18 protein-coding genes are annotated in these 19238 nt (G+C 37.5%); 7 read left to right on the forward strand and 11 right to left on the reverse strand.

Translation table 11 applies throughout. The features are described from left to right. The 4 genes from ACVWXS_RS23070 to mutY form a co-directional block, all read right to left on the reverse strand. Positions 1–1746 (reverse strand): ABC transporter ATP-binding protein, encoded by a 1746-nt coding sequence (locus tag ACVWXS_RS23070; protein ID WP_456960319.1) that lies wholly within the window; start codon positions 1744–1746, stop codon positions 1–3. Between the two features lie 255 nt (positions 1747–2001). After that, positions 2002–2550: a nucleoside tri-diphosphate phosphatase gene (ntdP, locus tag ACVWXS_RS23075; RefSeq protein ID WP_068986629.1), complete on the reverse strand. Its 549-nt coding sequence runs from the start codon at positions 2548–2550 to the stop codon at positions 2002–2004. A 434-nt stretch (positions 2551–2984) separates the two neighbouring features. Further along, positions 2985–3161, reverse strand: coding sequence for a gamma-type small acid-soluble spore protein (locus tag ACVWXS_RS23080; protein ID WP_374965245.1), 177 nt, complete (start codon positions 3159–3161; stop codon positions 2985–2987). Positions 3162–3244: 83 nt separating this feature from the next. Continuing rightward, positions 3245–4279, reverse strand: coding sequence for an A/G-specific adenine glycosylase (gene mutY / locus ACVWXS_RS23085; RefSeq protein WP_374965244.1), 1035 nt, complete (start codon positions 4277–4279; stop codon positions 3245–3247). Between the two features lie 198 nt (positions 4280–4477). On the opposite strand from mutY, the gene ACVWXS_RS23090 reads away from it, so the two are divergent. Next, positions 4478–5464 carry a metal-dependent hydrolase gene (locus tag ACVWXS_RS23090; RefSeq protein WP_456960320.1) on the forward strand — a complete coding sequence of 329 codons (987 nt, stop codon included), beginning with the start codon at positions 4478–4480 and terminating at the stop codon, positions 5462–5464. 35 nt (positions 5465–5499) lie between these two features. Here the strand turns inward: ACVWXS_RS23090 and ACVWXS_RS23095 are convergent, their stop codons facing one another. The 3 genes from ACVWXS_RS23095 to recX are packed head-to-tail and all read right to left on the reverse strand — an operon-like array spanning position 5500 to position 6899. After that, positions 5500–5769 (reverse strand): YfhJ family protein, encoded by a 270-nt coding sequence (locus ACVWXS_RS23095; RefSeq protein ID WP_368638246.1) that lies wholly within the window; start codon positions 5767–5769, stop codon positions 5500–5502. Next, complete coding sequence (locus ACVWXS_RS23100) at positions 5770–6099, reverse strand: YfhH family protein (RefSeq protein ID WP_368638247.1); 330 nt, start codon at positions 6097–6099, stop codon at positions 5770–5772. Further along, positions 6096–6899 (reverse strand): recombination regulator RecX, encoded by an 804-nt coding sequence (gene recX / locus ACVWXS_RS23105; protein WP_456960327.1) that lies wholly within the window; start codon positions 6897–6899, stop codon positions 6096–6098. The genes ACVWXS_RS23100 and recX overlap by 4 nt, the downstream gene beginning before the upstream one ends. 227 nt (positions 6900–7126) lie before the next feature. On the opposite strand from recX, the gene ACVWXS_RS23110 reads away from it, so the two are divergent. The 3 genes from ACVWXS_RS23110 to rlmD all read left to right on the forward strand — a co-directional run bounded on the left by ACVWXS_RS23110 (position 7127) and on the right by rlmD (position 10328). Beyond that, positions 7127–8023: a TIGR01777 family oxidoreductase gene (locus tag ACVWXS_RS23110; protein ID WP_456960321.1), complete on the forward strand. Its 897-nt coding sequence runs from the start codon at positions 7127–7129 to the stop codon at positions 8021–8023. A gap of 62 nt (positions 8024–8085) precedes the next feature. Beyond that, the gene (locus ACVWXS_RS23115; RefSeq protein WP_427521456.1) at positions 8086–8904 is read left to right on the forward strand and encodes a polysaccharide deacetylase family protein; all 819 of its coding nucleotides are present in this window, start codon (positions 8086–8088) and stop codon (positions 8902–8904) included. 44 nt (positions 8905–8948) lie between these two features. Continuing rightward, positions 8949–10328: a 23S rRNA (uracil(1939)-C(5))-methyltransferase RlmD gene (rlmD, locus tag ACVWXS_RS23120; protein ID WP_427521457.1), complete on the forward strand. Its 1380-nt coding sequence runs from the start codon at positions 8949–8951 to the stop codon at positions 10326–10328. Between the two features lie 88 nt (positions 10329–10416). Here rlmD and ACVWXS_RS23125 read toward each other — a convergent pair whose 3' ends face one another. From ACVWXS_RS23125 to ACVWXS_RS23135, 3 genes are all read right to left on the reverse strand, one after another. Next, positions 10417–10683, reverse strand: a complete 267-nt coding sequence (locus ACVWXS_RS23125; protein WP_456960322.1) for a hypothetical protein — start codon at positions 10681–10683, stop codon at positions 10417–10419. A 431-nt stretch (positions 10684–11114) separates the two neighbouring features. Next, complete coding sequence (locus ACVWXS_RS23130; RefSeq protein WP_456960323.1) at positions 11115–11750, reverse strand: hypothetical protein; 636 nt, start codon at positions 11748–11750, stop codon at positions 11115–11117. 394 nt (positions 11751–12144) lie between these two features. Next, on the reverse strand, positions 12145–13326 hold the full coding sequence (locus ACVWXS_RS23135) for an MFS transporter (RefSeq protein ID WP_368638252.1): 1182 nt from the start codon (positions 13324–13326) through the stop codon (positions 12145–12147). Positions 13327–13694: 368 nt separating this feature from the next. Between ACVWXS_RS23135 and ACVWXS_RS23140 the strand changes: the two genes are divergently transcribed. Continuing rightward, positions 13695–13880 (forward strand): SE1561 family protein, encoded by a 186-nt coding sequence (locus ACVWXS_RS23140; RefSeq protein ID WP_068986641.1) that lies wholly within the window; start codon positions 13695–13697, stop codon positions 13878–13880. 50 nt (positions 13881–13930) lie between these two features. Here the strand turns inward: ACVWXS_RS23140 and ACVWXS_RS23145 are convergent, their stop codons facing one another. Then, entirely contained in the window at positions 13931–14722 is a 792-nt protein-coding gene (locus ACVWXS_RS23145) for a YwqG family protein (protein ID WP_456960324.1), read from the reverse strand. A gap of 465 nt (positions 14723–15187) precedes the next feature. Between ACVWXS_RS23145 and ACVWXS_RS23150 the strand changes: the two genes are divergently transcribed. Both ACVWXS_RS23150 and ACVWXS_RS23155 read left to right on the forward strand, forming a co-directional pair. After that, positions 15188–16726, forward strand: coding sequence for a fumarate hydratase (locus ACVWXS_RS23150; RefSeq protein ID WP_402988335.1), 1539 nt, complete (start codon positions 15188–15190; stop codon positions 16724–16726). A gap of 412 nt (positions 16727–17138) precedes the next feature. Next, the gene (locus ACVWXS_RS23155; protein WP_456960325.1) at positions 17139–19043 is read left to right on the forward strand and encodes a heavy metal translocating P-type ATPase; all 1905 of its coding nucleotides are present in this window, start codon (positions 17139–17141) and stop codon (positions 19041–19043) included. The last annotated feature ends 195 nt before the right edge of the window (positions 19044–19238 follow it).

Below are 19238 nucleotides of genomic sequence, written 5' to 3' on the forward strand. Positions count from 1 at the left end.
TCAATCTAAATGTTGCACTTGGAATAAATTATAGTATGTTCCCTCTTTTTGCATTAATTGCTCGTGTGTACCACTTTCAATTAATTGTCCATGATCGATAACAAGAATTTTATCAGCATGTGTAATTGTAGAAAGTCTATGAGCAATAATAATTGTTGTACGCTCATGCGCAAGTGCATCTAGTGATTCTTGAATAAGCGCTTCACTTTCTAAATCCAATGCAGAGGTTGCTTCATCTAGTATTAAGATAGGTGGATTTTTTAAAAATACACGAGCGATCGCTACTCGTTGCTTTTGGCCACCTGATAATTTCACACCACGCTCACCGACCTTTGTGTCATAGCCATTTGGCAAGCTCATTATAAAATCATGTGCATTTGCCGCCTTGGCAGCAGCAATGACCTCTTCATCAGACGCATCTGGCTTGCCCATTAAAATATTCTCTTTTACTGAATCACTAAACAAAATATTATCCTGTAGGACTATGCCAATTTGTGAGCGTAAAGAATGTAATGTTACATCTTGAACATCATATCCATCAATACGCACTGTCCCACTCGTTGTATCGTAAAAGCGTGGAATCAAACTAATAATGGTTGATTTACCTCCACCGCTCATTCCAACAAACGCTACTGTCTCTCCAGCATTAATGGTGAAATTAATATTGTTTAAAATTTGTGAGCCATCAGCTTCATATTGAAAGTTCACATTGTCAAAGCGGACCTCACCATTTGCCCGAGGTAGCTCTAATGCATTCGCCTTGTTTACTACTTCATATGGTTCGTCTATCAATTCAAACATTCGATCCATCGATGCAATGGACTGTGTTAACATCGTTGATGAACTTACAAGACGACGGAGTGGACCATACAGGCGTTCTATATAAGCAATAAAGGCAACCATCGTTCCAATTGAAAGAGACCCATTAATAACCTGATAACCTGCATAAGCAATTACTAAGAGAGGTGCTACATCCGTGATTGTATTCACTACTGCAAAAGATTTAGCATTCCATTTTGTATGGTCCAGTGCCTTCTCTAAAAATTCACCGTTTGCTTCATCAAATAATTTTTGTTCATGTTTTTCTAGTGTGAAGCTCTTAATAATACTCATTCCAGCTACACGTTCATGTAAATAACTTTGTACACCTGCAAGTGCTTGCGAACGTTTACGTGTTAAAGACCGAAGTTTACCAAAGAAGAACTTCACACTAAATGCATAGAACGGGAATGCAACTAGTGCTACTAGCGTCAGCTTAACATCCATGGCAAACATAATACCGATAGCAATAACGATTGTCGCAAGGTCGAGCCAAATATTCATTAAGCCTGTCATGACAAAGGTTTTTGTTTGTTCCACATCATTAACAACTCTTGAAATAACATCGCCAGCTCTTGTATTTGCATAGTACCTTAAACTTAGTCGCTGTAAATGCGCATATATTTGTTGTCGAATATCAAAAAGCACTTTGTTACTAACATGTTGAGCAAAATATTGACGGTAATATTCAATCGGTGGTCGAATAATAAAGAATACAATGATCGTACCACCTAACCAGTAAAACAGCTCTTTCGTTTTCTCAGCATCCGTTAGATTGTCTGCATCGATTATATCATCTAACACAATTTTTATGAGTAACGGGATAAATAACGGAATTGCAAATTTCACTATACCGATTAATATTGTTAAAATAATTTCCCATGTATATGGTTTTACAAACTTCATATAACGCTTTATACTATCCAATTCATATCACATCCTTATCAAAAAGCCTCACACTTTATGTGGCAAAAAATTGAGTATCTCATTACATGATTATCATTTAACCTATCACTTTGCCACACAAAAAGAAACAGACATCCAAAACTGAATGCCCAAACGTATTATAGCAATATTTCGTTTGAAGTACAGTTAATATAACTTTGTCGCTAACTATTTTGGAATTAGAATAGCCAATTCACGCCATAAAAAAACACCCATTAGTAAAACTAATAGGTGCTATTAACAATCATCTGCTTGCATATCGAGCTGAAACTTATATCGATTTGTCCAGGCATCGATGAAATCTGGTGCAAAGGGTCCTCTTTTTTGTTGAATCCAGCTAATTAATTTATCGACATTGCGCTTTAAAATTTTATCAATGACATCTGGATAAGACATTTCCTTCCGATGCAACTCATATTCATCCTCATCTAGGAGTGAAAAAGACATGTCAGGAAAAACTTTTATATCCAAATCATAGTCAATATATTTAATGGCATTATTATCGAAAACAAATGGTGAGCTTAGATTACAATAATAATACACACCGTCCTCACGTAGCATGCAGATGATGTTAAACCAGTGCTCCGCATGGAAATAACAAATAGAAGGCTCTCTCGTTAGCCACGTACGACCATCGGATTCTGTCACAAGTGTCCGTTCATTCGCACCGATAATGATATTTTTCGTTCCTTTTAACACCATTGTTTCTTGCCAAACACGGTGGATACGGCCATTGTGCTTATAACTATGTATTTGTATCGTTTCTCCTTCTACCGGTATTGCCATTTTTGAAGCCCACCTTTTCGTCTATGCTACCTAAATCTAGCAGTCTCTAGTATATTATAGCAATGTGTACGCGAAAGGTGTAGTTAGAAAACCACAAATTTCCCTGCGCTCTTTTAAATTTGTACAAAATTTTGTGAATTTGAAGCAAATTTAATCAAAACGATCACTCAATTGGAATTTTTTGTTTCTGATTTTTATATCGGAGCTGGCGGTTTTTCTTTTGACCCGAGCAGGTTTCTTGGCTACCTGAGCAGTTCTTTCCTTGACACGAGCACTTCTCTTGGCTACCTGAGCAGTTCTTTCGTCTGCCTGAGCGTTTCTGTTTCTCACTAGTCCCGCTTTTCTAAATAGAATTAAAAAGGAGCTGCCTTTTTTAAATCTTTTCGATTTAGACAGCTCCTTAGAGGTAAATGCAGCTATGCAATTACAAAGTGTTATTCACCAAGGTCTTGGTTAGTTTTTTTGAAGTTTCCTGAAGCTGGAGCTTTCTTTTGCTCTGCTTTAGCATTTTGCTTTTGCACTTCAGTAACGTCTGTTTCATAACCAAATTCTTGACTTTGACGTTGCATGTTTTTATTTGGCTGGAAATTTTGGTTGTTGTTCTTTTTCATGATCATTCACCTCCACGCTAATTATTGTGTACCGAGGTAAATGTTTTTATGCCCATAAATTTTTATAAAAATAATTTTGTCGATTAATCCTTTATTTCTTGCCAAATTTTCAGCATCGGAACAGGCATTGGTAATAACTCTATCTGTTCGCGAGTCAGCCATTCGCCCTTTACTGTTGAATTACATTTCATAAAATAGCTATTTAGATGCCATGTTAAATGTGAAAAAACATGTTTAAATGTTAGCAAATCTTGTTGAGATTGAACTTTTATAGCATAGTCATTCATAAAAGTATCTATTGAATCTTTACCATGTTCAAGCATCGGAAACTGCCATAGATTAGCTAATAAACCCTCTGCTGGACGCTGCTCCAATAAAATTCGACCTTTGTCATCTTTACATACAAGAACATCATACGTGATATGCTTCATCTTTACTTTTTTAGATTTAACAGGCAGTTTTTGGGGCTCACCTTCATTAAATGCAGTACAATATTCCCGAACTGGACATAATAAGCACTTTGGGGAAGTGGGTGTACAAATAAGCGCCCCAAGCTCCATTAAACCTTGATTGAAGGACGATGCATTTTCAGGATCGATAAGTTCTTCAACTGCCGCTTCAAAAATCTTTTTAGTCTTTGGAAGTGCTATATCATCATGAATAGTAAGCACACGACTTAAAACACGCATAACATTGCCATCAACTGCATGTTCGGGTTTATTATAGGCAATACTTAAAATAGCTCCAGCAGTATACGGACCTACACCTTTTAATTTTGAAATTTCATGGCGATTATCGGGTACTACCCCACCGTAGTTCTCTAATACCTCGCGAACACCCGCTTGTAAGTTACGTGCACGGGAATAATAGCCTAGGCCTTCCCAATGCTTCAATAAATATTCTTGTGGTGCTTCGGCGAGTAATTCTAATGTTGGAAAACTTTCCATAAAGCGATTGTAATAAGGAATAACTGTGTCGACACGTGTTTGCTGTAGCATCACTTCCGATACCCATATTTGATAAGGGTCCGTAGTATGCCTCCAAGGTAAATCACGTTTCTCAACATTAAACCATTCGACTAAAGATTGTCGAAATTCTGTTACATATGGATAATTCACAATAACCTCCAGTGTATTTACGATTTAAATTATGGTAAAAAGGGTATACAATTAAGATAAGATCATTTGTGTGAGACGTCTTAAAACAACATATTCAGCACAAATGTTCATGAAGTAAATATCAGGTATTACGAATTATTGAAATATACATGTATGCAAATTGTACGCTAATTTTATGCATACTAGGAGTGGATATTTTTGGATTCAGGTACACATTTCGTTATGGGTATTGCCCTCGGTGGTCTTGCATTAGCCGATCCCGTAATAGCAAATCATTCAATGACATTTACTGCAGTAATTGCAGGTACGATTATTGGCTCACAGGCGCCTGATGTCGATACAGTATTAAAACTACGCAACAACGCTGTTTATATTCGACATCATCGTGGAATTACACATTCACTACCAGCAGTAGCGATTTGGCCCATCTTAATTACAGCAGTTTTATCATTTATTTTTCAAGATGCAAATGTGTTTCATTTATGGCTTTGGACGTTTTTAGCTGTAGTACTTCACGTCTTTGTTGATATCTTCAATGCGTATGGTACACAAGCATTCCGACCATTTTCTAGCAAATGGGTTGCACTCGGTGTCATCAATACATTTGATCCTATTATTTTTACACTACATTGTCTTGGCATTTTACTTTGGGTATTTGGTGCAAATCCAATTTGGACATTTAGCATCATGTATGTCATTATCATCGTTTACTATATTTTACGATTTGCAGTTCAAAAGGCTGTTAAGAACGCTGTGCATAATACTCTTCAGGATGAGGAGTATGTAATTGTAGCTCCTACAATGCGATTCTTCCACTGGCGAATTGCTGCAAAATCAAAAACGCATTATTACGTTGGTCGTGCATACGGGCGAACTGTTAATATTTACGATAAATTTGAAATAGAACCTTTACCAAAAACGCCTCTTATTGAAACAGCCATGAAAGATCACAATCTCGCTGCATTCACGTCATTTTCGCCATTATATCGGTGGGAAATTTCAGAGCTTGAAAATGGCTTAACAGAAGTGAGATTAATTGATCTGCGTTACCGTAGTGAAAATCGCTATCCTTTCGTTGCTGTCGCTCATTTAAACGATGACAACGAAATTATCACATCATACACAGGCTGGATTTTTACAGAAGATAAACTCCAGAAAAAATTACAGATTGGCGCAAGTAATTAAACAGCAAACCCTGACCAGCATTGGTCAGGGTTTTGTTATTGCACCATATCATCGCTAGCATCAAGTAAATGTGAGTATTTAGGATTGCGTCCTGCAAATGCATGCAACTTATCACCATAGCTAGTAATTAATTGACGTACTAAATTTTCAGTGTAATCTGCCCCACGATAGTTATAGCCAGCTTTAGCAGATGTTGATTCAAAATCACTCCATAAAAGTTCAATCCATACTCGTGCACGACCTACGGACATCTGTGGATTTTTTGCAAGTAACTCCGCTGTAAGCTTTTCGATTTTTTCTTCCACTTATTTGCCCACCTTTATTGGAGATAGAATTGAAACAGGTAGCGCTTCTTGATATTTTTCGCCCCCTAAACGATGTCCCCAAGCAAAGCGTCCTTTTAAATAATCCACTTGAAAAAATTCATTTTCAGAGCCGTCTATACGATACATCTCTCCAGGAATTATTGTATCTAAATCCACTAAATACGCAGCCACCATTAAAGCCTTACGCTCATACACTGCAAATTCATTAATGATTCCTAGCTGCTCCGCCTTTCGTGATTTTTCCTTAAGCATGGCTATTTCTTCTCGTAATTCATGCTCTGACATTACAGCATAATTTTTTTCGTTCATTCCTCATTCTCCTTTTCTTCTATAAAACGATCGATAACCTCTATAGGAAAACCCTTTTGATAGAGCACCTGCTTTATTTTCATTTTCAGTTCATAACCAGTATACTTCGGTGAGTACTTTTTCCAAACTTTTTCGCCTTGTACATTAAGTAACTGTTGCCATTCATCTTCACCTTGTTCAAGCTCTATTTGCCCCAGCACCTCATCTACAACAGTAAAAGAATACCCTTTTCGCATTAAAAAATCTTGAATTTTAGCTTTTACTTGCGTTGGCGTTTTCTTTTTTTCTGATCGAACGACCTTGTCAGCCAGCTGTGTCGCAAGTTTTACCTGTTCCTCATGACTATATGTAGCAAGTACCTCATCCTGTAAGCTCTTATCAATCCCCTTTTTCATAAGATCTTGTCTAATCGCCTTAGGACCTTTTTTCATAGTAGCCTTTTTCGTATCGAGTAATGCTTTGGAGTAAGTTTCATCATTTAAAAAGCCATATGATTTCAACTTTTGTATAGCCTCTAAAATAACTGCCTCCCCAAATTCTAATGTGAGAAGCTTTTTCTTTACTTCATGCTCACTCCGCATTTGATAAGATAAAAAATTTAGCCCTTTATTAAAAGCTTTTCGAATCTCATCCTCATAGGCAATTTCCTGTATATCAAATTCCTCAAGCACTTTCCCCTTTGTTAATCCAAATTGAAGGAGAATTGCCTCATCTACAGGAAAAGCATATTCTTCGTTCAAATATATATTATAACGCTCTGGATTGTTTTTTTGACGTGCAATTTTCGTAATAATACGCATTGGTAACACCTCACTAATCACCATTATAACATTTTTCGTGGGTATTGCTTTTTCCCCACAGTATTCGCATGTTCGCGGGTATTCCCCCGTTGCGCGCGGGTATTCTCTTCCCTTCCGCGGATATTTTCACATCACGCACGGGTATTACTTCAGAGAGATTAACATTGGTAATTAGATAGATGGTAAACTTGCTCATATAGAGTAGTTTAAAAAAAGGAGGGATTCTTATGAAGATTGTTATTGCAGGTGGTACTGGTTTTGTAGGGAGAGCTCTTACAAAGCTATTGCAGGAAAAAGGACATGAAATCATTATTTTAACGCGGAACAAATCAGGTCGAGAAAACGATATTCAATATGTACAATGGCTACAACAAAATACACGACCTGAACAGTTGTTAGATGATGTCGATGCATTTGTTAATTTAGCAGGAATTTCTTTAAATAATGGACGTTGGACAAAAAAACAGAAGAAAGCCATTTATACAAGTCGTATGGAAGCGACACTTGAAATAGTACGTATTATGGAGCATCTTACCTCAAAACCAAAAGTGCTTGTCAATGCAAGTGCAGTCGGGATCTATCCTACTTCTACAACGACTGTCTATACCGAAGACTCCACAGACTACGCAACTGATTTTTTAGGCACGACAGTTTATGATTGGGAACGCCATGCAAAACGTGCTGAGAAATTAGGGGTTCGAGTTGCTCTTGCACGTTTTGGTGTTATTTTAGGTCGTACTAGTGGTGCACTTCCTTCAATGTTACTACCATATAAATTGCATATCGGAGGCACAATAGGTTCAGGTGAACAATGGCTTTCATGGGTTCATGTCGAGGACGTAGCACGAGCTATATATTTCGCAATTACGAATAATGATATTCATGGCCCTTTTAATGTTACTGCACCTCATGCAACACGCATGAAGGATTTCGGAATAACAATTGCAAGTGTAATGGGAAAACGCCATTGGATGCCTGTACCAAGCGTAGCAATGCGTTTAGTGTTAGGTGAGCAAAGCACGCTTGTATTAGAAGGTCAGCACGTGCTACCAACTGTTTTAGAAAAACATCATTTTACATTTAATTTCTCACATTTAAACGACGCTCTTAAAGATTTATTGTAGGATCTAGTCGGATATTTTTTTGAATATAACGCATCCTAATGAAAAAGAAAGGATGCGTTTTTATGTGGAAACAGCATATAGTAGGAGCAACGATCGCTACTTTTATTATTGCCGCTGCAATTAGCTTTAATCCATTTTCTGCTTTTAGCTCTGATGAATACAACTGGGGCATTAAACGAGCAAAAAACGGTGAACAAGCCGAGGCTGGAGCTCAGCTTGATCAGCTACTTGAGAAATATGATGCTATTTATAAAGGTAAGCCTGATAAAAAAGTTGCGTATTTAACCTTTGATAACGGCTATGAGAATGGCTTTACAGAAAGTATTTTGGATACTCTGAAGAAGGAAAACGTACCAGCTACCTTCTTTTTAACTGGTCATTACTTAGAAAGCGCCAGTGATTTAGTGAAACGCATGGTTAAAGATGGTCATACTATTGGTAACCATTCATACGGTCACCCAAATATGGCGAGGCTAACCCCCGATGGTATGCGTAGTGAATGGAAGAAACTCGACGATAAGTTACGTGAATTAACAGGTATTGAACGTACAACATATGCTCGACCACCAGAAGGTACATTTAACGCGAAAGTATTAGAGGTAGGAAATGCTGCAGGCTATCGTCATATTTTTTGGTCTGTTGCCTTTAAGGACTGGGTAAGGGATGAACGACGTGGTGCAGATTATGCGTATAATGCACTGATGGAACAGCTACACCCCGGTGCTGTTATTTTGATGCATACAGTTGCTCAAGATAATGCAGAAGCACTTCCAATGTTTATTGCTGAAGCGAAAAAACAAGGCTATACATTTTTATCCCTTGACGATTTAGTTTTAGAACATGAAGATTTCCCTGTCGCTTTGCAATCGTCTACTCCTTAGTTATAATGGGGAGATGATATTAAAAGAACAGGGACGTGGAATGCTTGACGCAACAAACAACAATGGAAGTGGGACAAAAATTCCCACTAACAATAAAAAGACTTGGTATTAACGGTGAAGGAGTAGGCTTTTATAAACGCAACGTTATATTCGTAAAAGGCGCAATTCCTGGTGAAGAAATTACAGCACAAGTAACTAAAACACAGCGAAACTTTGCCGAAGCAGAAATATTAACTATTCGCAAAGCTTCAAAATATCGTCAGGAAGCACCTTGCTCCGTTTACAACGAATGTGGTGGCTGTCAGCTTCAGCATATGACCTATGAAAAACAGCTAATCGAAAAGCGTGATATCGTTATTCAAGCATTAGAACGCTATGCTAAGCCTTTAGCTAACACAGTTGACGTGCGCAAAACGCTAGGGATGGAAAATCCATGGAATTATCGTAACAAAAGTCAATATCAAGTACGTAAAGAAGGTAAGCGTGTCTATGCAGGGCTATTTGCGGAAGGTAGCAACAAGTTACTGAACATCAATGATTGCCTTGTTCAACACCCAGTTACATCAAAAATTACAGTGGCAACACGTAAAATTTTGCAAAAACTAAATATTACTATTTACGATGGTCGTACACTTGATGGATTAGTACGTACGATTGTTGTACGTACAGGAATTCGTACGGGTGAAACGCAAGTCGTGCTCGTAACAACACGTAAGGAAATTCCACATCTAGCGGAACTCATTACACGTATAAAGAAAATCGACCCAAGTATCGTATCGATTGCACAAAATATTAACCGCGAGAAAACATCGTTAATCTTTGGCGATGAAACGATTGTTCTCGATGGTAAAGATACGATTCATGAGGAGCTTGGCGAATTAGCCTTTGATTTATCAGCTCGTGCCTTTTTCCAACTGAATCCAACACAAACCGTTCATCTCTATGATGAAATCAAAAAAGCAGCAGCATTAACAGGCAAAGAAACAGTTGTTGATGCTTACTGCGGTGTTGGGACAATCGGTCTATGGCTAGCTGACAAAGCGAAAGAAGTTCGTGGAATGGATGTTATTCCAGAAAGCATTCAGGATGCACGTAAAAACGCCCGAAACCATGGCTTCAAGCATACAAAATACGCAGTCGGCACAGCAGAAAGTGTATTAGCAAAATGGCGCAAAGAAGGATTCACACCAGATGTTATTACAGTAGACCCACCACGCACAGGTCTAGCACCAGAGTTCATACGTACGGTGTTGAAGCTAAAACCGAAGCGCTTTGTCTATACGTCTTGTAATCCTTCAACATTGGCGAAGGATGTAAATGAATTATCGAAGTTTTATGATGTGGAGTATATTCAGCCTGTGGATATGTTTGCACAAACGGCGCAGGTGGAATGCGTGGCAAAGCTTGTGTTGAAGAATAAATAAAGATAAAAAAGGGCGTCTCAAATATTATTTGGGACGTCCTTTGCAATTGTTGAGCCATTAATACAGAAATTTGTATAGTAGATAACTCTCACGTTCCACATTTGTCCATTTTATAGTTTTTCAAAATCAATTTTAATGCGATACATACTAAAATAAATGATAGTAAATAGAATATTAAAGAGACTTTATTTCTAATACCAATTGCAACAAAGGTAGACATATTAGCAAAGAGCAAAAATGCTACAGCTACTCCTCTTTCACCTTTTTTATATCGCTTATTATGTAAAGTAATGCTAATTAATAAAATTATCCCTACTAGAAGCCAAAACATTGAGACGAAATTATACCAGTACATATTCCATCCTCCTTAACATCCTTTCAATAACACCTTTTTTCCCCGTTTATTTCATATGTAAACCAATGAGTTCTAACAAAAGCAAAAAAGGCGTCTCTTAGATTTAAGAAACGCCCTCATTATTTTGTATATTATTTTTATATGTACTGCACAGCTCAAGCTGCCTGGTGGATGACGGACGGTCCAGAAAAATCAGCACCTTAACCAATAACCCAGGATTTAAAAGATTTTTATACTTTAAGTTTTTAACTTTAATTAAAAGAACTTTGAAACGTAAACTTTGGTCTTTCAACTTTTACCTTTGAGCTTTCAACTTAGTTTGTTTAAAGCATCAATTGTTGTAAGGCATGTTTAAGGTTTTAACTCGCACACATGCCTTGAAGCGCGAGCGACTTTTCGTTTTCCGTTTTCGCTAGGCCATGCATATTTAGTTACGCTTGCACTTCAATAAATGTCGTTGCGTTTGATTCCGATAATACCGCGTCGACCTCTGATTCAAATTCTTCAATTCGATTATTTAACGCTTCAATTTTCTTTTTAACATTCATCGGATCAATTAACTCGTACTCGTTTCTTTTCATAAATGTCTCCGTATGTAATTTTACTTCTTCTGGAGATTGTTTTTCTTTATTTCCTAATATATTCACTAAATACGTTTCTAGCTTTGCTGGCAACGCATCATTTTCTTTAGCAACCGTATTTACCGCTGAACGATATTGCTGTTGCATGACTTCTAACAGTTCCTTTTCATATTGAATGGACTGTTTGCGTTCAATTGCTTCTGCTACAGTCATTTCTTCTTTTCCTACAATTACTTTTGTTTTAGCATTGGACTCTACAACTAGTGCCTTAATTCGGTTGCGGTAGTCAATTAAGCTAACTACTTTATCGTATGAAGCTTGCATTTGCTTTTCATATTCTTGCATTTCTACACCATTAATTTTGCTATTACTTTTACGATTGGCTAACACTGCACTCACTTCATTCGTTGCTGCTTCAATGCGGTGATTTAGCATCTTTAACTCTGTTAATGCACGGTGGATCGATATTTTTTTATAGTCAGTCATAATTTAATCTCCTTAAAATAATTAGTAATCTAAGCGAGTGTTCTTCTATTATATAGAGATAGAAATCCAAAGTCCAAATATTACCTATCTACTAATTATATTTTATTTGATTTTATGAAAGCTTGTCTGTATAATATGATTCTAGGTGCCAAACCTATGTGACATGGACGGAACATCCTTGTCACGCAAAGAACGCCATAACAGCACGGATTTGCTGGGCGTTTTTTTGTTTTATGAGCGGGAGATGAGCCCCGCTCTTTTATTTTGCCCAAAATTATATATTGCGCAAAAGCCTCCGAGCTGAGCGATAACTTCCCCTACCTAATCAGTTTGTCACTATACCCCAGCGTTCGACCTTCTACTCTGCTTCAAAGATAATTTGTTACCGTTACCTTTACATCGACACTGGTCTCTTATTTTTATTTCGTCCAAATACTAGTAAAACAGTGGCTACAGCTAGCAAAAGCATTGCTACCAGTAAAAGAAGGCTATAATTTTTTACATATTCTAAATAAATGCCACCTAAAAATGGCCCTGTTAAGCTACCAATACTTAGTGCAATGCCGCAAAGGAGATTTCCGGTAGGCAGTAGTTCCTTTGGTGTTAAATCAGCCATATAAGTAATCCCTAATGAAAACATTGAACCGACTAGTGTTCCTGCAAAGAAAAATGCGATGGCTACTGCAATTTGTGAATGCTCTAAAAAACTGGCAATGCCAAAAATAACAGCTCCTCCAAACGAGCCGATCATCAAGACATTACGTCGTCCTACTTTATCCCCTATGGCTCCAAGTGGCACTTGTGTTAAAATCCCACCAAATGTAAAGACAGATAAAATAATAGGAATCATATTTACATCGAAATCTTTACGTAAGGCATAAACTGGGAACAGCGCATTTAATGAAGATTCTAAAAACCCATAAACGAATGGACCTAAAAATGCAATCCATCCAAATGCAATGGCCATTTTATAACGCTGCCAGCCTCTTGCATGTAAGTCTCCCGTTAAACGCTCTGGCTTTTCATTTTGTAAGAGGAATACAAAAGACCACGCGAATAAGCACATAATAGAGGACACAATAAACGGTAATGCCTCTGAAATTTGTATTAGTTTTACCATTAATGGACCAACTGCAAAGCCCGTGCTAAAGGACAAGCCGTAAATCGCCATCCCCTTCCCTAAGCTTTTATAATCTGAGGTGCTTGTAATCCACGTCTGTGTTGCAAAGTGTAATGCATGATCCCCTACCCCAATAAGTAAGCGAAGGATAAACCAAAAAGTTACACTCTTCCATAAAGGAAATGCTAATAGTGAAGCGAAGACAAGTGCACCACCAATTAAAATAATCGGTTTATAGCCCCATTTTCTTAATGGTTGCTCGATAAACGGTGAGATTAATAAAGTTCCTATGTATAAACCTGTTGCATTCAATCCATTCAACGCGGAGGATACTCCATCACGTTCGAAAATAATTGAAATCAGTGGTAAAAGCATCCCTTGTGAAAATCCTGATATAGAAACAATTAACACTAAAATGGCAAATCTTTTTTTGCTGTAATCTGAGAAGTATGTCATTTTTCCCTCCAACATCAAGTCTTTTTCCAAATAACAGCATATCAAAAAGCCTTAGCGCTCACCACATGTGATTTTACGCTAAGGCCTAACTAACACTTATCTCCATTTAATTGTATAAACACGAATTTCGGCTTTTACATTGGCCGAGTACTTGTTTAAACTCCCTCCTTTTCGAGTTAGAGTTTTTAGGACTTTTAAAATCAGCTCCTTTACTTTTTCTTAATATTAATTTAACACACAGAATCAATATTGTAAATATTCTGTCTATTATTTTTTTTAAAATAATCGCATAGTCCTAGGTGTTTACCTAAGCATTGAAATTTAGTCCCAAATCAGCTACTATGGAGGGGACGAAATGAGGTGTATGTATGTCAAATCCAATCAATGATAAAAAGCAGCAAGTGAATTACTTAAGAGAACGTCTTGAAATATTTTTAGAAGTTTTAGATGCGATTGATCCTGAAACAACTGAATTAGAGGATATTGATCGTTTAATTCAAATGATGGATGATTTAGAAGACAAAATGGAGCAATTTAACGCTCGTGAAAAATAACTGATAAAAGCAAGTGGAGAGCTTTTCCACTTGCTTTTATCTTCTGTTATTTAATAGCAATCCCAATTATAAAGAACTTTACTAAAATCTTTACGTTTCAGCTCATCCTCTGTAATGAAAAAGTTGCCGACCCCAACATCCCCCCATAGAATATGATCGCCTACACTGTCAATCTGAAGCAACAAGACTGTTGAATCTGTATAGTCCCCATAAGCTCTCGGATCTTCCTGGGTAAAGAATGGATATCCCCCGATTTTATGACCTGTACTATTTAATGTTTCATAAAATGAGTCTACTAAATTATCATTGTCTTCTATATTGGCAAGAATCTTCGCATAGGGTTTTTCACTTCTAAAGTCATTTGCTGATAATGGTTCATAGCTTGTTTCAAAAGACAATGCCATTTCTTTTTCCACTGGAAAGTAAAATTCTTCTTCTTTCGCTTCAACAAATGAGAAGTCTTGTACTAACTGCGACTCATCACCGACAATATGCTCGTGGAAGATGACGCGGAAGCCTCCCTGATTTTGACCATTATCAAAGTCCATCCCAAGCACATCATCGTAGCCATCAATATAAAACTGTAAGATTCCCTCTTCAGGGAAATGCGGTAAATGCTTAGGTACATCTGCAAAATTAATTTGTGCCAGTAATTTTAATGGTTGCCCTTCAGGACTTTTTGGATATTCCATTGACAACGGAAAATACGGATCGCCTGCAAACTTACTTTCAAATAAAGATGTTTTTCGTTCTTTCGTTTCAATAAATACAGTTGGCTGAATCGTTTCCTCTATTACTGTCCTATATTGTTCAAATGCTTCAGGTAAATTAAGTAGCTTCATGGTATAACCTCCTAAAGTAGATTTAGCACTATTATAGAACAAACGTTCCTTTTTAACAATCTTTATTTTGATGAAATTATCGCTTTTGTATAAAAAAAGGAAACCTTCGTTCATCGGTAGAAATAGTCAACTAAGTGCTAAAATCAAATGACCACTCTGGACATTTGATCAGCTTCGCTCCAAAAGCGATCAGCCCCGCCCTAAAAGTGGTCACCTTCTCGGAAAATGCCTTCGTTTCCTACTATTACTCTTCTTAAGATATTGTTTATTCCCCTGCTTCAATTATCTTAATAATAGCTTAACGATAGATAAAACTTTATTAACATAATTTCACATTAAAATTACCTCTTTTTGAGAATAGACCTTTAATTCCGACCACAATGAGTTGTACTCTTTTTTTCATTAGTTGAAAAGAGTATAATGTAACGTGGAAATAATCAAATTTTCTATGGGGGGCAATACCAAATGAATTTACAAATTTTGGAGAAGAGTCTTTACAATTTAATTACTGAAACATCTACAAATTTACCTAAAGACGTACGTCGTGCAATTAAGAAAGCTAAAGATGCTGAAAATGCTGGTACTCGTGCTGCAATGAGCTTAGACACAATCTCAAACAATATTATTATGGCAGAAGATAATGTATCACCAATCTGTCAAGATACGGGTCTACCAACATTCAAAATTTATACTCCTGTTGGTGTAAACCAATTAGAAATTAAAGAAGCTATTAAAAAAGCTATTAACGATACATCTGCTGATGCAAAATTACGTCCAAATGCTGTTGATTCATTAACTGGCGAAAACAGCGGAAATAACATTGGTGAAGGTCTACCTGTTATGAAATTCGAGCAATGGGAAAAAGACTACATCACAATTAAGTTAATCCTTAAAGGTGGCGGCTGTGAAAACAAAAACATTCAATACAGCCTACCATGTGAACTTGAAGGTCTTGGCCGCGCTGGTCGTGACTTAGATGGTATCCGTAAATGTATCATTCACTCAGTATACCAAGCTCAAGGTCAAGGCTGTTCAGCTGGCTTTATCGGTGTAGGTATCGGTGGTGACCGCTCTTCTGGTTACGACTTAGCGAAAGAGCAGTTATTCCGTCATGTGGAAGATACAAATCCAAATGCTGATCTTGCTAAATTAGAAGAATATGTAGTGAAAACTGCAAACACATTTGGTATCGGTACAATGGGCTTCGGTGGTGAAGCAACATTACTTGGCTGTAAAATTGGTGTGATGCACCGTATCCCTGCATCATTCTACGTATCAGTTGCTTATAACTGCTGGGCATACCGTCGTATGGCTGTGGACATCGATCCTCAAACTGGCGAAATTATTAAATGGCACTACCAAGAAGGCGAAAAAATTACATTTAAAGAAGATGAAGTTGCAGCAACAACAGAAGATACTTCTACAAATACAGTAGAACTTACTGCACCAATTACTGAGGAGCAAATTCGTGCTCTAAAAGTTGGTGACGTTGTATCTATTACTGGTCGTATGTATACTGGTCGTGACGCAATTCACCATCACTTAATGAGTCACGATGCTCCAGTTGATCTTAATGGACAAGTTATTTATCACTGTGGCCCTGTAATGGCAAAAGATGAAGAAGGCAACTGGACAGTTAAAGCAGCTGGTCCAACTACTTCTATTCGTGAGGAGCCATATCAAGGTGACATCATGAAAAAATTTGGTATCCGTGCTGTAATTGGTAAAGGTGGTATGGGACCAAAAACACTTGCTGCATTAGAAGAGCATGGCGGCGTTTACTTAAATGCAATCGGCGGTGCTGCTCAATACTACGCAGACTGCATTAAAGGTGTAGATGGCGTTGATCTAATGGAATTCGGTGTTCCAGAAGCGATGTGGCACTTAAACGTTGAGAAGTTCACAGCTGTTGTAACAATGGACTCTCACGGTAACTCTCTACATGCAGACGTAGATAAATCATCACTAGAAAAACTTGCGCTACACGCAGAAAGAGTTTTCTAATAAAGATAAAATTTCTTTTACTTTGAATAGCAGTAATGATTATTTTAGTTGTGGCGGCAGCTAAACTACAAAAAGAGTTTAAAATTAAATATGCAGTAATTCCTAAAGTAGGGTAATTCACTGCACAAATTCGAAAGGCACAGAATATTCCTAATGAATAATCTGTGCTTTTCTTATGTTCAAAATTATTTCAAAAACCTTATAATCACCTCAATCTCAATCTAGGACTGCTTTTATCCACTTCCATAAAAAATCCTCTTCAAATTTTTTACTTTCTTTTCCCAAATACCTTTGTTATAATAATTCTAAATAAGAAATGAATTAACTGAAAGCTATTTTCAATTAATCAACATTCAAAAACATTATTTTATAAAGGTTTTGATATTGATTTTCATTATCAGGAGGGATAAAGTTGGAACATACTAATCGAGAAAATTATAATATAATTGATAAAACGAAAGAACATGCAGAATTAATTGCTGCCCTTTTAGCAGGTTTGTTCATTTTTCTTGCATGGCGTTTAGATACTAACGAGCAAACTACAGCTTCTGTTCTTTTATATATTGTTGCATTTTGCGTTGGTGGATTTGCTAAAGCTAAAGAAGGTATTGAAGAAACCATTGAAGATAGGAAACTCAATGTCGAGCTACTGATGGTCTTAGCCGCAATCGGTTCGGCAGCAATTGGTTATTGGACGGAGGGTGCTATTCTTATTTTCATTTTTGCTGTAAGTGGCGCTCTCGAAACATATGCAATGAATAAAAGTCATCGTGAAATTTCCGCACTCATGAATTTACAACCTGAAGAGGCTTGGCTTGTTCGTGGTGACTTTGAACCAATGAAAGTTTCTGTCTCTACATTGCAAATTGGCGATCACCTGCTCATAAAACCCGGTGAACGAGTACCGGCAGACGGAGTAATTTTTAAAGGGCAATCTTCTATTGACGAATCGGCCATTAGTGGTGAGCCATTGCCAGTTGCAAAACGGGAAGGCGATGAAGTATTTGCAGGTACTGTTAACTTAAATGGTGCCATTACAATGGAAATGACAAAACCAAATTCCGAAACACTATTCCAAAAAATTATTACACTTGTCCAAAATGCACAAAGTGAAAAATCACCTTCTCAACAGTTCATAGAAAAGTTCGAAGGTACGTATGTAAAAATTGTGCTACTTACTGTTGCTCTAATGATGTTCCTACCACATTTTTTACTTGGTTGGGACTGGACAACAACATTCTACCGTGCAATGGTACTTTTAGTTGTCGCATCTCCTTGTGCCCTTGTAGCAGCCATTATGCCCGCTACTTTAGCAGCAATTTCAAACGGTGCAAAAAACGGCGTGCTATTTAAAGGCGGTTTACATTTAGAGCATCTAAGTGTATTACGTGCTCTAGCTGTCGATAAAACAGGTACATTAACACAAGGGAAACCAGTTGTGACTGATTTTATTGTTCGCGAAGGAATAGAACGAGAAATGGCGCTGGCTACCCTAGTTGGGATTGAATCGCAATCGAATCATCCACTTGCACAGGCCATTACTTCATATGCAAAGGCAGAAGGTCTTACAAAGTTTCCACAGGCCACTATTGAAGATATCCCAGGTTGGGGCATCAAAGGGTATGTAGATCATATAGAATATCAAGTTGGGAAACCTGATTTTGTAGGCGCAGAGGAAGCTGAGAATTTTGCAGATGGCGTAGCAACAAAACTTGCTGCAGAAGGCAAAACAGTTATTTTTATTCGTGACAAAAACGGCATTGTCGCATTAACAGCTTTAAAGGATACCGTTCGTAATGAAGCGAAAAAAGCAGTAGCCTTACTAAAAGAGCTAGGCATTAATGTCGTCATGCTAACAGGTGATAACGAGAAAACAGCGAAGGTTATTGCCACCGAAGCAGGCGTGACGGAATACGTTGCCGAATGTCTCCCTGAAACAAAGGTGACGGAGATGAAACGTCTACTTTCTCAACATAAATATGTAGGGATGGTCGGAGATGGCATTAATGATGCACCTGCATTAGCAACAGCAACTACTGGGATTGCTATGGGAGAAGGTACAGACGTTGCACTAGAAACTGCAGATGTTGTTTTAATGAAAAATGACTTATCAAAAATTGCCTATGCAGTACGTTTATCACGTAAAATGCAGCGGATCGTTAAACAAAACATCATCTTCTCTATCGGGATTATTGTATTACTAATAGCCTCAAATTTTTTACAAATCGTTGACTTACCTCTAGGTGTAATTGGACACGAAGGAAGTACCATTTTAGTTATTTTAAATGGCTTACGTATGCTCAATAAAAACGTTTAACCTCCCCACTAATTATTAGCCTTACCAATCGGGCTGGCTTTTACGGGCAGTTTTTCCCTCACCTTTACGCTTCACTTTATTACTGCCCGTTAATGCGGGATAAAGTGAAACTTAATCAGTGGGGGTTCTCTTCAATCCCCACTGATTTTTAGCCTTCACCAATCGGGCTTTTACGGGCAGTTTTCCCCCACCTGC

This window comes from Lysinibacillus sp. TE18511 (assembly GCF_054062295.1).